This window comes from Neglectibacter timonensis (assembly GCF_900048895.1).
GTDB classification, from domain to species: domain Bacteria; phylum Bacillota; class Clostridia; order Oscillospirales; family Acutalibacteraceae; genus Acutalibacter; species Acutalibacter timonensis.
The window spans coordinates 172488-186321 of the sequence record NZ_LT160637.1 but is presented as its reverse complement, the minus strand read 5'-3'; the positions used below and the strand labels follow the sequence as shown (position 1 = coordinate 186321).

13 protein-coding genes are annotated in these 13834 nt (G+C 55.2%); 8 read left to right on the top strand and 5 right to left on the bottom strand.

What is annotated here, in order from left to right; all coding sequences use genetic code 11:
* The first annotated feature begins 306 nt into the window (after nt 1–306).
* Entirely contained in the window at nt 307–741 is a 435-nt protein-coding gene (locus tag BN3911_RS03500) for a helix-turn-helix domain-containing protein (protein WP_066861403.1), read from the top strand.
* Nucleotides 742–826: 85 nt separating this feature from the next.
* Here the strand turns inward: BN3911_RS03500 and BN3911_RS03495 are convergent, their stop codons facing one another.
* The 5 genes from BN3911_RS03495 to BN3911_RS03475 all read right to left on the bottom strand — a co-directional run bounded on the left by BN3911_RS03495 (nt 827) and on the right by BN3911_RS03475 (nt 5140).
* The gene (locus BN3911_RS03495) at nt 827–1648 is read right to left on the bottom strand and encodes an alpha/beta hydrolase (RefSeq protein WP_066861526.1); all 822 of its coding nucleotides are present in this window, start codon (nt 1646–1648) and stop codon (nt 827–829) included.
* 218 nt (nt 1649–1866) lie between these two features.
* Complete coding sequence (locus tag BN3911_RS03490) at nt 1867–2508, bottom strand: GNAT family N-acetyltransferase (RefSeq protein WP_066861400.1); 642 nt, start codon at nt 2506–2508, stop codon at nt 1867–1869.
* On the bottom strand, nt 2508–3224 hold the full coding sequence (locus BN3911_RS03485; protein ID WP_147578504.1) for a DUF1311 domain-containing protein: 717 nt from the start codon (nt 3222–3224) through the stop codon (nt 2508–2510). Before BN3911_RS03485 ends, BN3911_RS03490 begins: the two co-directional genes overlap by 1 nt.
* 32 nt (nt 3225–3256) lie before the next feature.
* Nucleotides 3257–3814 carry an NUDIX domain-containing protein gene (locus tag BN3911_RS03480; RefSeq protein WP_066861393.1) on the bottom strand — a complete coding sequence of 186 codons (558 nt, stop codon included), beginning with the start codon at nt 3812–3814 and terminating at the stop codon, nt 3257–3259.
* A 39-nt stretch (nt 3815–3853) separates the two neighbouring features.
* A complete protein-coding gene (locus BN3911_RS03475; RefSeq protein ID WP_066861523.1) occupies nt 3854–5140 on the bottom strand; it encodes a DUF1015 domain-containing protein in 1287 nt (428 codons plus the stop codon).
* Nucleotides 5141–5473: 333 nt separating this feature from the next.
* Between BN3911_RS03475 and BN3911_RS03470 the strand changes: the two genes are divergently transcribed.
* From BN3911_RS03470 to BN3911_RS03435, 7 genes are all read left to right on the top strand, one after another.
* Nucleotides 5474–6535: an ATP-binding cassette domain-containing protein gene (locus BN3911_RS03470; protein WP_066861390.1), complete on the top strand. Its 1062-nt coding sequence runs from the start codon at nt 5474–5476 to the stop codon at nt 6533–6535.
* On the top strand, nt 6532–7236 hold the full coding sequence (locus BN3911_RS03465; protein ID WP_066861387.1) for an ABC transporter permease: 705 nt from the start codon (nt 6532–6534) through the stop codon (nt 7234–7236). The genes BN3911_RS03470 and BN3911_RS03465 overlap by 4 nt, the downstream gene beginning before the upstream one ends.
* A gap of 105 nt (nt 7237–7341) precedes the next feature.
* Nucleotides 7342–8778 carry a GldG family protein gene (locus tag BN3911_RS03460; RefSeq protein WP_207644495.1) on the top strand — a complete coding sequence of 479 codons (1437 nt, stop codon included), beginning with the start codon at nt 7342–7344 and terminating at the stop codon, nt 8776–8778.
* A 4-nt stretch (nt 8779–8782) separates the two neighbouring features.
* Complete coding sequence (locus BN3911_RS03455) at nt 8783–10309, top strand: DUF4340 domain-containing protein (protein WP_066861381.1); 1527 nt, start codon at nt 8783–8785, stop codon at nt 10307–10309.
* Nucleotides 10310–10710: 401 nt separating this feature from the next.
* Nucleotides 10711–11751 (top strand): ABC transporter substrate-binding protein, encoded by a 1041-nt coding sequence (locus BN3911_RS03445; protein WP_066861374.1) that lies wholly within the window; start codon nt 10711–10713, stop codon nt 11749–11751.
* A gap of 293 nt (nt 11752–12044) precedes the next feature.
* Nucleotides 12045–13010: an ABC transporter permease gene (locus BN3911_RS03440; protein ID WP_066861371.1), complete on the top strand. Its 966-nt coding sequence runs from the start codon at nt 12045–12047 to the stop codon at nt 13008–13010.
* A complete protein-coding gene (locus BN3911_RS03435; protein WP_066861369.1) occupies nt 13010–13804 on the top strand; it encodes an ABC transporter ATP-binding protein in 795 nt (264 codons plus the stop codon). Before BN3911_RS03440 ends, BN3911_RS03435 begins: the two co-directional genes overlap by 1 nt.
* Nucleotides 13805–13834: the final 30 nt, after the last annotated feature.

Here is a 13834-nt window from a genome sequence, read left to right as displayed (position 1 = left end):
TGGTCCAGGGCGTATTTGCAGCACTGCAGTACCAGCAAGTTAAAAGAGATATTATTTTCGCCCGCGACTTGGTTTAAACGGTCAAATAAAGAATCAGTAAAGCGTATTGTCCTGGATACATTCGTGTTTTTGAATTCATTATTCACCAAAAACATAGATCATCTTCCAATAATAACCATATTTATACTTTTATTATAAGAAGAAGAATTTGCTTTTACTGATATACCCATCAATAGTATCATTTATGGTTCTAGCTGTCTTCAATAAAGTGAGATAAAATTACTTTCAAAAAGGGAAGTGAAAAGCATGAGACGAGACTACAGAGCAGAGAATGAGTTTATGCGTTCAGCCCTCAATGAAGGGATATGGATCCTGCAGAAATACCGGATGGATGACATTTCTCAAATGCAGCTGGAATATGCCATCCATTTTTTTGAATCGAAGCTGAGAGAAGCGGAGAAACTGTTTACTCCCCTGCCAAAAACGCCTGCCTGGAAGCTGGAACCCCGATACCAGAGCCTTAAGAAATTCCCGTTTGACAGCCTTTCGTTCCGCAGCCGCCTGTACATCCTGAGAAAAGAAAAACAGCTTTCCATGAAGGAAGCCGCGCAGAAACTTGGGATAAGCCTTTACCGGTACCGCAAGTATGAATCGGGCGAGGCAGTGCCGAATCTGGAGGAGCGGAAGGAGATGGCCGCAGTTTTCGGCGTGGAGGAAGAGCGGCTCAAGGTGGAAAATTAAAAAAGGGCGCCGCAGACAGCATGGGCAGGAGCAGGAAATGCAGATGCCCTTGCTGTCGCTGCGGCGCCCTTTTCAGCAGGAAAGGTCAGAACGGGTTCCCGGCCCCCGCGTCGTCCAGGCCGAAGAAGGCCAGGGCGTGCTGGATGGTCAGGTCCCAGAAGCGCCATTCGTGGGCGTAGCCGTCAATGGCTTCAAATTCGGCGTCCAGGCCGATTTTCTCCGCATATTTCTGGAATTCCAGGAAAGCCCCGTAGAACATGTCGTTTTTCCCTGTGGCAAAGTACAGGCGGGGCAGTTCCCCTGTTTTTGCCTTTTCCCCAGCGATGCGCCAGGTGTTTTCATAGGAGGCAAGGTAAGCCTCAAGGCCTCCGGCGTTTTTGATGCTGCCCTGGGTGCGCTCCCACATGCCCGGCTCCATTTCGGGGAGCAGTTCGATATTCCTGGGGCAGGCGGAGAGCACGGCTGCGGCCGCAAATTTTTCCGGGTGGCTGAAAGCGTAAACGCAGGTGCCCCGGCCGCCCATGGATAACCCGGCGATGAAATTGTCTTCCCGCTTGTCGGAGGCCGGGAACCAGCCGGAAATCAGCGGCATCAGCTCTTCGGTGAGAAAGTCGTACATGTTGTAGCCGATGGAGAATTCCGGCCAGTTGGCGTAATTGGAATTCAAGGCGCTGGGCATCACCACAATGAGATCCCGTTCGCAGGCGTAAAGCTCTATGTTGCTTTTGCGAATCCAGTCGGAATGGTCGCCGAAGGTGCCGTGCAGCAGCCAGAGGACCTTGTACTTTTTTTCCTGGCTGTAAAATTCCCGGGGAGTGAGGCCCCGGGTCTTGTCCGGCAGAATCACGGAGATTGCGGTATTCCCCTGCAGACACTGGCTTTCAAAATTGAGCTGTAAATAGGCCATAAAAATTTTTCCTCCCAAATAAAATTTTTCTTTATTATACCTGATTTGGAAAGAAAAGAAAAGCATGGGAAAAAAGGAAAGGGGCGAAGCCAAATGGCTCCGCCCCTTTTTAAAGGCTGAAAAAACCGGTGGAATACCGCCGTATTTCAGCATATCAAAGGCATTGGACCGCCGAAAAGCCGGCCGCACAGGATGGCGCGGTATGTTCGGACGGCTGTCTAGAATTCGGCTCTCTTCCCCGCGTTTACCGCGGCCAGAAATTCCTGCGGCGCGGCCTGCGCCGCAATTTTTTCAAAGGACGGGGCGGGCAGCCGTTCCCGGAAGTATGGCATGGCTTCCGGCAAGGCGTTTTTCCGGTCTCCCACCAGAGGGTCGCTGAGAAACTGGAATCCAAAATCCAGATAGAGCTTGACTGCCTGGAGGCAGCCGGGATGGGTATGCAGGAAAACGGGAGTATCCCAATCCATTTTTTCCTGCAGCACCCGGGCGATCAGCGCCCGGCCAATCCCCTTTCCCTCATATTCAGGCCTCACCTTGAGCCAATGCAGGGTGTCCAGTTTTCCGTAGGCTTTCCAGAGAAAGCAGGTCCCCACGGGCAGGTCCTCTTCTGTACAGGCAAACAGGCAGCGGTCAAAAAAACCGCCATCCTCCCCGCCATAAACCTCCTGGAAATAGCCGTCCATGTAGGGCAGCATCCGGCGGGCTGTTTCCAAATCGTCGAAATGGAATTTCTTCCAGAGTTCCAGCTCGTCCCTGCGGCAGCGCCGGAAAAAATAACCTTCCGGCAGGGAACGGTATGCCGCTTTCCGGGGGGAGTGGCATACCATAAACAGATCTTTTCCGGCGATGTCAGGCTCCATTATCCCTTGACCTCTTCGTCGCCGGAAACCACTTCAAAGCTGGGCAGGGTGCCGTCGATCGCATACTGGATGCTGCAAAGCTCGGCGGCCCGCTCCCGGTAGAGCAGCATGGCGCCCCGGGCGATTTCCAGAGGGGCGTCAGCGCCGTCCCCCGCGTCATCCCGGATTTCCTGAAGCTTCTGGTCCAGAACGGCGGCCCACTGGTCCTGGGTTTCCTTCACAGATTCCCGCTGGCCGTCGTCGGAGAGATCCAGCACGGACTGGTACGCCACGTCTATCATGTTCTTCCATCTCTGCGCCGCGTCGTTGCAGGCCTGCACCATCAGGGTGGCGGAGGTGGAGCGGGAATATTCCAGCTCAAACTGGCTGTCAATGGCGTTTCCCGCGAAGGCCTTCTGAAAATTCTCGCTGCCCGTCTCAATGGAGGGAAGGTATTCCGTTCCGGCGCTGCTGTCGTCGTCGGTGACGGTGGGCTTTTGCGGCGTGCTGGGAGCCGCCTCTGAAGAGGAGGGAGCTTCGCTGGAAGCCTGAGAAGAGGATTCCGGCTTAGAATTCTCGGAGGAAACAGCGGAGGATTCCTCCCTGGAAGAGACGGAAGAAGCGCTGGAGCTGCTTTCCGGTCCGGCAGTTTTCAAAGCCTGCTGGGAACAGGCGGAGGCGCTGAGAAGCAGCGCTCCGCACAGCAGCAGGGCGGCAATTCGTTTTGTTGCGTTCATAGGCTTTTCCTTTCCCCGGCCCAAAGGCCGGATCAGAGCTTTCCTTGTTCCACCAATCTGGCTGTCTTCAGAATCCCGATCTGTGTTTTCGCGTCCGGGATTTCGTTATTTAACACCATTTCCACAGCTTTGTCAAGCGGAAGGCGCTCCGTGGCCAGAAACTCGTCCTCGTCCAGCTGAAGCTCGCCTGTGCTGCCGCTGGCGCGGCATGCCCACAGGCGGATGATCTCCCCGCAGTAACCGGGGGTGGGGTAGACATTTCCCAGGGAAATATAGTGCTCGCCCACTGTTCCGGTCTCCTCCCTCTGCTCCCGCTTCACCGCCTCAAAGGGGTCTTCCCCCTGCTCCAGCTTCCCGGCGGGCAGCTCCAGAAGCACCTGCTTGTAGGGATAGCGGAATTGGCGCACCAGGATGAGCTCGTTGTTTTCCGTAAGCACGGCCACGCTGACCCCGCCGGGGTGGTCCACCACCTCCCGCTTTGTCTCGCTTCCGTTTTCCAGAACCACGTCGTCCAGATGGACGCGGATGATGCGTCCGCTGTAAATCTCCTGTTCTTTCACTGTCTTTTCAAATAATTTCATGGTGTCCATCCAGTTTCCTTTTCCTTTCTTTTTGGAAGGGCCTGCGGCTTATTGTTCCGTCAGCAGGTTCATGACAAGGCCCGTGATGAGCTTCGGATAAAAATACGTGGATTTCTGGGGCATCTTTTCCCCGTTTGCCGCCACGGCGCCGATCTCACTGACGCGGGTGGGGTTCAGCAGGAAGCAGCAGTTGCTCTCGCCGCTGTCCACGGAGGCAACGGCTTCTGCTGCCGAACGGGTATAGGTAAGATTTCTCTGGTTCGCCATGTTTTCCTTGTCAATGCCCAGGCAGCGCTCCAGAATCAGGCTGTGGAGGACCGAGACATCCAGCAGCCTGGAAGCCCGGCTCTTTTCCGGCAGCACACTGTCCATAACGGCGGGGGCTCGCAGCGCCCGCAGGTTCCCGGCGCTGCCGCCGCAGAGGGCAAAAGCGTGTCTTCCCTCTTCGTAGAGGGGGGAAAGCCGGCTCTGTGCCTCCGGAAGGTCCCCGCAGGGAAGAACGTCAAATTCAGCCTCGCAGGCCTTCAGCAGCTCCGGACCATGGAATCCGGGCAGGTCCCGGACCAGCCGGTGGGTGGGGAATACCACCAGGCCCTCATCCGCCATGTCCGCCAGCATCATCATCACATATTCGCTGCCAGGGTTGTAAAAGTCGTTTTCCCTGCACCAGTTCCGGTAGTTGATGGCGGTTTCGTAGCGGTGGTGCCCGTCGGCAATATAAAGCTTGCGGCCCGCAAAGTCTTCACAGAGGGCAGAAACGGCCACAGGGTCGTTTACCACCCAGAGCCGGTGGGTCACCAGGCCGTCAGAAAACTCATACCTGGGGGCGCAGGTTTTTGTCAGGTTTTCGATTCTGGACCGGGTGATATGGCCTTCGTCCTGATAGAGGGAATAGATTTGGCTGAAGTTGCAGTTCGTGGCCTTCATCAGGTTGAAACGGTCGGTTTTTGCCTTGCTGAGAGTCTCTTCGTGGGGCAGCACCACGCCTGCGGCGAAATCCTCCACCCGCACCCGGCAGATCAGGCCCTTTAGGCTCTTTTTATCCCCATGGTCGGCCTGGGAAAGGAATTCCTGTTCATAGAGGTACAGGCCCTCCTCCATATCCTGCTTCAGAATGCCTTCCTGAAGCCATTCCTCCAAAGTTTTTCCCGCTTCCTCATAGGGAGAGTCCCCGCGGGGCAGCTCCAGGCGGATCACATTGTAAGGGTTGCGTTCCAAATAGGCCTGCCGCTGTGTTTCGCTGATGATATCGTAGGGCGGGCAGGTCAGCTCCTCGATCCTTCCGGCTTTTTCCAGTTGGTACCGCAGGGCACGGAACGGCTTGATTTGCGCCAAAGCCCTCACCTCTTTCTGATAGATTTTAGACGCTCTTATTGTACCGTGTTCCAGCTTTTCCGTCAACCCGGACGCGGCAGGCTGCAACCCGGGTTTGGCCGGTGAAAAAGCGGGTTTTCCAGAGTGAAAGCCCGTCTTTTCAAAAAATTTTGAACCGGGTGCGGCATACGGCACGACATCATCACCCCGCTTTCACAAAAAATTCACAAAAGGGAGATAAAATGATGGAAAATCATGCCGCGGAAGGCGAAAAGTATTGCAAAAAGACCCTCTTTGCGGTAGTATTAACCAGTTAGAGAAAAGAAGACAAACAAAACAGGAGGAATCACGGAAATGGTAGAGGTCAAAAACCTCACAAAGCGCTATGGAGTCAATATGGCGCTGAATAACGTGAGCTTTAAAGTGGAGGAAGGCACAATCGTCGGTTTCCTGGGGCCGAACGGCGCCGGTAAGTCCACGACGATGAACATCGTCACGGGCTACCTCTCGGCTACTTCCGGAGAGGTGACCGTTTCGGGAAAAAATACTCTGGATGAGCCCAATGAAGTGAAAAAGCTCATTGGCTATCTCCCCGAACAGCCGCCGCTGTATCTGGATATGACGGTAAAAGAGTATCTGAACTTTATGTATGAACTGAAAAAGGTGAAGCTTCCCAGGGAAAAGCACATCAAGGAAATCTGCCAGCTCACCAAAATTGACAATGTGTACGACAGACTGATAGGAAACCTCTCCAAAGGTTACCGGCAGCGCGTCGGCATTGCCCAGGCCCTGCTGGGGAACCCGCCGGTGCTCATTCTGGACGAGCCCACCGTGGGCCTGGACCCCAAGCAGATCATCGAGATCCGCAATCTCATCACCAACCTGGGGCGCAACCACACGGTGATTCTCAGTTCTCACATTCTCTCTGAGGTACAGGCGGTATGCGAACGCATCATCGTCATCAACAACGGCCGGATTGTGGCGGACGGCGCCACAGACACCCTGGCCCATGACCTCTCCAAGGATCACAGGCTGATTCTCCGGGTAGAGGCCCCCGAGCGCGAGGCGGTGCATGCCATCCGGGAGCTGGAGAATGTGGTGGATGTCTATTCCATGGGAGAAAAGGAGAAGGGCGTATACGAGCTCAGTGTGGAGTCCGAGCCCAACGCGGACGTCAGAAGGCCTTTGTTCGCCCTGCTGGCCAGGAAAGGCTGGCCCATGCTGGCCCTGAAGAATACCGACCTGACCCTGGAAGACCTGTTCCTCCAGCTGACCAGCTCCGACACGGCCTACAGCCAGAACGAAGACAAGGAAGCCCGTCCCAAGGTTGACATTGCATATGAGCCCGAGTCCGCGCCCGACGGGAATGCGGCGGACGGCAATGCAGAAACAGAGAAAGGAGGAGAGGAAGAATGAAAGCAGTGTTTAAGCGGGAGCTCCGCTCCTATTTTGCCTCTCCCATAGGATATGTGTGCGTAGCGGCCCTGCTGGCGCTCTATGGGTTTTATTATTTCCAGGTGATGATGATGGGTTCCACCAGCTACATTACTTCCGCTTACAACGCCATGTTTACCTTCTGCATGATGATTATCCCCATCATCACCATGCGCAGCATGACGGACGACCGGAAAAACAAGACGGACCAGGCGCTTTTGACCGCGCCGGTGGGAACGCTTTCGATTGTGATCGGCAAGTTCCTCTCGTCTTTCTTCGTCTATTTTATCGCCTCTACCCTGGGCCTGCTGCCGGCGGTGGCGCTGTCCTTCTTCTCCACCCCTCCCTGGGGCGTGGTGCTGGGCAACTATGTGGGCACCCTGCTTTACGGCGGCGCGATGGTGGCCATCGGCGTGTTCATCTCCAGCCTGACAGTGAGCCAGATCATCGCGGCCATCGGCACCTTTGCGGTGGCAGTGTTCCTGATGTTCATCGATTCCCTGGCCTCCGGCCTTTCCAGCAGCTGGGTGAGTGCGGTTGTGGGCTGGATTTCCTTCAACACCCGCTATACGCCCTTCACCCAGGGCCTGTTCAACGTCTCAAGCGCAATCTTCTTCCTGAGCGTTATGGCCGTTTTCGTCTTTCTCACCGCACGTAAGGTGGAAAGCCGCCGCTGGAGCTGAGCGAGAGAAAGGATGGAAATTGAGAAAATGAATCAAGAAAATAAGGCAAAAAAGAAGGGTTCCGTTGGGAACTTCTTCAGGAGCAATAAATTTAAGAGGGGCGGCATGGCCACCCTGATGAGCGTGGTGTTCATTGCCATTGTGGTGGTGGTGAACGTCCTGGTATCCGCCCTTTCCAACCGTTTCCCCTCCATGAATGTGGACCTGACGGCGGAAAAGCTCAACTCCCTTTCCGACCAGGCCCTGGAAATTGCCAAGGGCGTGCAGAACGACACGGATATCTATTTGATCGGCGATGAAGAGGCCATCCGGAAGGACCGCGTCTTCACTAGCTATAATTTGAAGTACAGCCAGGTGGCAAACCTGGCGGACAAGCTGCAGGAGGCCAATTCCAGGATCAAGGTGCAGTTTGTGGATCCCGATAAAAACCCGACCTTTATCAGTGAGTACGCTTCCGACAACCTGACCACCGGCAAGGTGCTGGTGAAAACGGAAAAGCGCCACCGGGTGCTGACGGTCAACGACATGTTCAGCATGACCCAGAGCCAGACGAGCTCCGGGTATGACAGTTATTCCATGGTGGACAGCGCCCTGGCCGCCGCTATCGAGTCAGTGAACCTGGACAAGGTTCCGATTGTGGCAGTGGCAACAGGGCACAACGAACTGCTGAATTCCAGCAGCCGTACGGCTCTGGACAGCCTCCTGGAGGAGGAAAACTTCGATGTGCAGGAGGTAAATCTCCTGACGGACGAGATTCCTGAAGATACCCAGGTGCTTATGCTGCCCACCCCCACCACTGACTACACGGAGGAAGAGCTTCAGAAGATGAGGGATTTCCTCTCCAAGGACGGCCCCATGGTGGACCGCACCCTGTTTGTCACCTGCCACCCCACCCAGGGAGAGCTGCCCAAGTTTGCCGGCTTCCTAGAAGAATGGGGCGTGAAGGTGGAAGAGGGCGTTGTGGCGGAAACCGATACCTCCCGCGTGTTCTCTACGAATGCCAGTTACATCTTTGCCGATTCCGCAGAGGAGGTGCTGAAGGACAATACCTATAATCTTTTGGTGTCCCCCACCACCGCTCCGCTGACCATTCTGTTTAACGCCAACGATGATATCGGCGTGCAGAAACTCTGGGTCTCTTCTGACAGCGCCTATGCGGCCAAGGAAGACGGGGACACGGAAAATCCCGAAACCTCGGAACAGGTGCTGGCCACGCTGTCCAGCCGCATGGTGCAGGACGGCAACGACATCTATACCAAAAATGTGGTTGTTTTTGGTTCCTCCGTCACCTTTACGGACACCTTCCTGAGCACCAGCACCTTCAGCGACCGCACCTATCTCACCGACCTGTTCCACTATGTGACCGGTACGGACGACAGCGCCGTCACTGTGGTTACGGATAAGGTTCAGACCAATAAATTGGACATTGCAGCCTCCAGCGGAACGCTCTCGTTCCTGGGCCTGGGCGTATTCACCATCGGCCTGCCGTTGATTATCCTGATTGCTGGCCTGGTGGTATTCCTGAAGAGGAGGCATCTGTAAGCCTATGAAGAAGACCACAAGAAATATCCTGATCATGCTTGCGGTCCTTGTGGTACTGGGCGGCGCGGCTGCGGCCCTGCTGCTCACACAGCCCGAGGAGCAGGAGGAATCCTCTTCGTCCGCATCCTCCTCCGTAACGGAAAAGGTGATGGAGAAATCCACCCGGGACGTTTCCGTCATCAAGGTGGAAAATGCCGGGGGCTCCTACCAGCTGACGCCCATTGAGGAACCGGAGACAGAAACCTCCGCCTCTTCTGAGACGGATTCGTCCTCCTCGGAAAGCGAAAAGGACGTGGCCTTCACGGTAAAGGGTCTGGAAGACTATGATGTGAATACGGTGGACTCCTCTTCCGCCGCACGCTCTGTGCTGGATGTCAACGCTTCCAAGAATTTGGGAGAGGTAACCAATCTGGAGGATTTCGGCCTTTCCGGGAACGGCGCGGCCAAAATCACGATCGAATATAAAGCCGGCGGCTCCGATACCCTGGTAATCGGCAGCGACGCAGGAAGCTCTGTTGGCAAATATGTGCTTAAGGACGGCGTTGTCTATGTGGTATCCGGCCTCAATGAAAAGCTTTTGGGCGGGGAACTGGCCTTCCTGAAAACCGACCTGTACACGGTGGCCGACCTGATGCAGGAGACCACGGACAGCGAGGGTTCCAGCTCTCAGACGAAAGCTGCGGATATCCTCTACAGCATGAAGCTTTCCGGAACCAATTTTGAGAAGCCGATTGAAATTATCCATGACTCCTCAAAAATGAGCGGTTATATGGTGACTTCGCCGGTAAAAGCAGAGGCGGGTACGGACAGTTTCAGTACTTTGGTGACCACTCTGAAGACGCTGTCCGCTGACAGTGTGGCGGCTGTGGGCGTCACAGAGGAAAAATTGGGAGATTACGGGCTTGCCGAACCCTTTGCGCAGATTGATTTTGATCTCAACGGGGAGAAGCACACGCTGAAGGTCAGCGAAACGGACGCGGACGGCAACCGGTACCTCATGGCGGACAACTCGGATGTGGTATACCTGATCGCCGCCAGTAAAGTGGCTGACTGGGCGGAAGCCAAGCTGATGGACCTGCGGATGAGCTATATCTGTCTGCCCAACATCATGGAAGTGAGCAGGCTGAAGCTCACCCTGAACGGAACCGCCAGCGAGTACGACATTACCCGTACCAAGAACGAGGAAAAATCAACGGAGTCCAATATCACCTATGACCTGACCATCCAGTCCGGCGCAGGCAAGGAAATCAGCTATGACGATACCTATCAGCCCTTCTACAAGCAGCTGATCGCCATCGCCGTACTGAATACCGAGGAAGTGGAGTACAGCGGCGAACCTGTGTTCAAGGTGGAGTACAGTTACTTCAATGGAAATGCCGACAGTGTTGTGGAATTCTATGCGGTGGAAGGCCAGGACCGTTATGTAGCTATGCTGGACGGCGTCTATTCCGGGGTGGTACGCAAGGCTTCCGTAGACAATGTGACCGCTCTTCTGGATAAACTCGGCAGCAACGAGGCCATTTCTTCTTAAGAAAAGCGTTTGGAGAAATTTTCCCGACGGGAGCCGAAAAACTGTCTTGACAAATGAGATGCCCTGTGCTTTAATAAATGAAACCGATGAAGAGGAAATAAAATCGCAATACGACCTCACAGAGAGCCGGCGGTGGTGGAAATCCGGCGTGGAAACGGTGCGGTAAATGGTCCTCTGAGGGCTCGAGGAACGGCAGCGGGAGCTGCTCAGTATTCCGGGACGTTTTGCCCGCGTTATGGGGCGCGGATGTGTCAGCATCCGGCAGAGAGGCCGGGAAAGCCCGGCAGGCAAGGTGGCACCGCAGAAAAAATTTTCTGTCCTTGCGGATCTTTTGAGATAAGATCCGCAGGGACATTTTCTTTTTGCGGCGCTCTGGTTTTCAACAGAAAGGACGAACCGCGATGAAAAAAACAGTATTGACAATTCTCTCCCTGGCGCTTGCCGTCTGCCTTCTGGCAGGCTGTTCCAACGGCGTCACCTCTTCCGTCGTCTCCCATTTACCTTCCGGGACAGAACCGGGAAAGACGGAAGCCCAGCCCTATAAGATCGGCCTGATCCAATATATGGAGCATCCTTCCCTGGATACGATCCGAGAGGCATTTATGAGCCGGCTGGAAGAGTGGGGTTATGACGAGACCAAGGTCGTGATCGATTACCAGAATGCAGGCGGCGAAAACGCCAATGTCAACACCATCTGCCAGAAATTCGTAGGGGATAAGGTGGACATGATCGTGGCGATTGCTACACCTGCCGCCCAGGTGGCGGTATCCTCCACAGAGGGTACGGACATCAAGGTGCTGTTTGCCGCGGTCAACGATCCGCAGCAGGATCTGGGCATCAAAACGCCCGACAAACCGGAGGGCAATGTGACAGGCACCTCCGACAGGATCCCCGTCACTTCTGCTATTGATCTGGCATTGAAAGTCGATCCGGATCTGAAAACATTCGGGATGCTCTACAATTCCGGAGAATCCAATTCTGTCAACGCTGCGGCGGAGGCTAAAAAGTACTGTGAGGAAAAAGGCATCGAGGTGGTGGACGGCACAGTGTCCAACAGCAGCGAAATCCAGCAGGTAGCCACCACGCTGTGCGGTAAAGTGGACGCCATCTTTACCACCACGGACAACAGCATCGCCACCTCCATCGGCGTAGTGGTGGACGCTACCCGTACGGCTAAGGTGCCGTGGTATGTGGGCGCAGATTCCATGGTACAGGACGGCGCGCTGGCAGCCATTGGCATCGATTACACGGAGCTGGGCGCAAAGAATGCAGACATGGCGGTAGAGCTGATCGAGGGCAAACCTGTCAGCGAGGTGCCGGTATTCTTCTTTGAAACCTACCAAACCTACCTGAACCAAAACACCTTGGACGCTCTGGGCATCACCTTCCCCGAGGATATCCTCAAAACCGCCAATGTCTTTACAGACCAGCCGGCAACGTGAGCAGCGTGACGCTGCACCCATGACGCGTAGATTGCGGCGTACCGCCGCTGCGTTGGACGAAAGAGACTGCCCGGGATCACGCGTCCCGGAAGAGACTTCCGGTTTATGTTGGACGGAGGCAGGTTCGGGCATCGGGGAGCAAGTGGCCGGTAGCGCCGCGCTGCCCTGCGGAGTAAAAGTCTTTGGGTTACCTTTCTTCAGAAAGGGAATGGCATCGGGGAGCGAAAGGCTGCCCTGCGGAAGAAAAAGTCTTTGCCCGCCTTTTTTCAGAAAGGCGGAAATGGGGGAAAATAATGAGTGATGTGGCGCTGCGGGGCGCAGTAGAATTGGGATTGGTCTATGGGCTGGTAGCGGTGGGGCTGTTTCTCAGCTACCGCATTCTGAACCTGGCGGATTTGACGGTGGACGGAAGCTTCACCCTGGGAGCGGCCTCCTCTATCATGCTGACGGCGGCGGGGATGCCCTGGCTGGGAATTTTGGCGGCGGTGCTGACCGGTGCGGCTGCTGGTTTTGTAACGGCCTTCCTGCAGACAAAGCTGAAAATCCAATCCATACTAGCAGGAATTCTCACGATGACGGCCCTTTATTCCATCAACCTGCGGGTGATGGGAGGAAAAGCCAGCGTAAACGCCATCAACCTTACCACGGTTTTCAGTTTTTTCAAGGATACCTTCGGGGACTTTGGAAAACTGCTGCTGATCGGGATCTTTCTGGCGGTAGTGCTGGCGGCCCTGGTCCTGTTTTTGAATACGCAGCTTGGCCTTTCCGTACGTGCAACAGGTGACAATGAAAATATGGTCCGTTCCTCTTCCATCAATGGAAACTTTACGAAAACGCTGGGACTGGTGGTGGCCAATGCCATGGTGGGTCTTTCCGGCGGCGTGCTGGCCCAATACCAGCAGTCTGCAGACGCTGGAATGGGCATCGGCGTGGTGGTGATCGGGCTCGCCTCCCTGATCATCGGAGAGGTGATTTTCGGGAATCTGCTCTATTTTCTGTGTAAGCGCCGCACCATGCTCACGGGAGTGATTTCAGCTGTGTGCGGCTCCATCCTTTACCGTATCATCATCGGACTGGTACTTCAGTACAATACCCTGCCCGCTTTGAAATTCCTCAATATCACCACGTCGGATATGAAGCTCCTCTCCTCCGTCATAGTCGTGATTGCAATCTCCTATCCCGTGGCGCGGGATGCAGTGAAGCTGCGGGGACAAAAACGGAAGCTGAAGCAGACAGACGGCGGAAAGGAGAATGGCTGATGTTGGAACTGCGGGAGCTCTGCAAGACCTTTTACGCGGGAACGGTCAATGAACGAAAAGCCATCGACCATGTCAACCTCACTGTGCCGGAAGGGGAATTCATCACCCTGATCGGAGGGAACGGAGCGGGAAAATCCACCTTGCTGAAGCTGATTTCCGGGTCGTATCTTCCCGACTCCGGCAGCGTGACGCTGAGTGGGAAGGACGTGACCTATCTGCCCGAGCATAAGCGGGCCAGAAACATTGGGCATCTGTTTCAGGACCCCCTGATGGGCACAGCGCCCAGTATGACCATAGAGGAAAACCTGTCTCTGGCCTACCTGAGGGGGACGCACCGGAGCCTGGCGCCTGCCACCAGCCGGAAAAATGCAGCCTTTTTCCGGGAAAAGCTCCGGGAGCTGGATCTGGGGCTGGAGGACCGGCTGAAAACCCGGGTAGGCCTCCTCTCAGGCGGTCAGAGACAGGCCATTACCCTGCTCATGGCCACCATATCCACCCCGAAGCTGCTGCTGTTGGATGAGCATACCGCGGCTCTGGACCCCGCGACGGCGGATAAGGTGCTGGCGCTGACCCGGAAGATCGTGCGGGAAAATACGATCACCACGCTGATGATTACCCACAATATCCAATCTGCGCTGGACTGCGGGGACCGTACCCTGATGATGCAGCAGGGAAAGATCATCCTGGACCTTTCCGGGAAAGAACGGGAACGTATGACAGTGGAAAAGCTGCTGGAGTTGTTCCGCCAAAAAAGCGGTGAACAGCTGGACAACGACAGAATGCTGCTTTCCTGAACCTGAAAAAAGGGGCACAGGCCCGCCGAA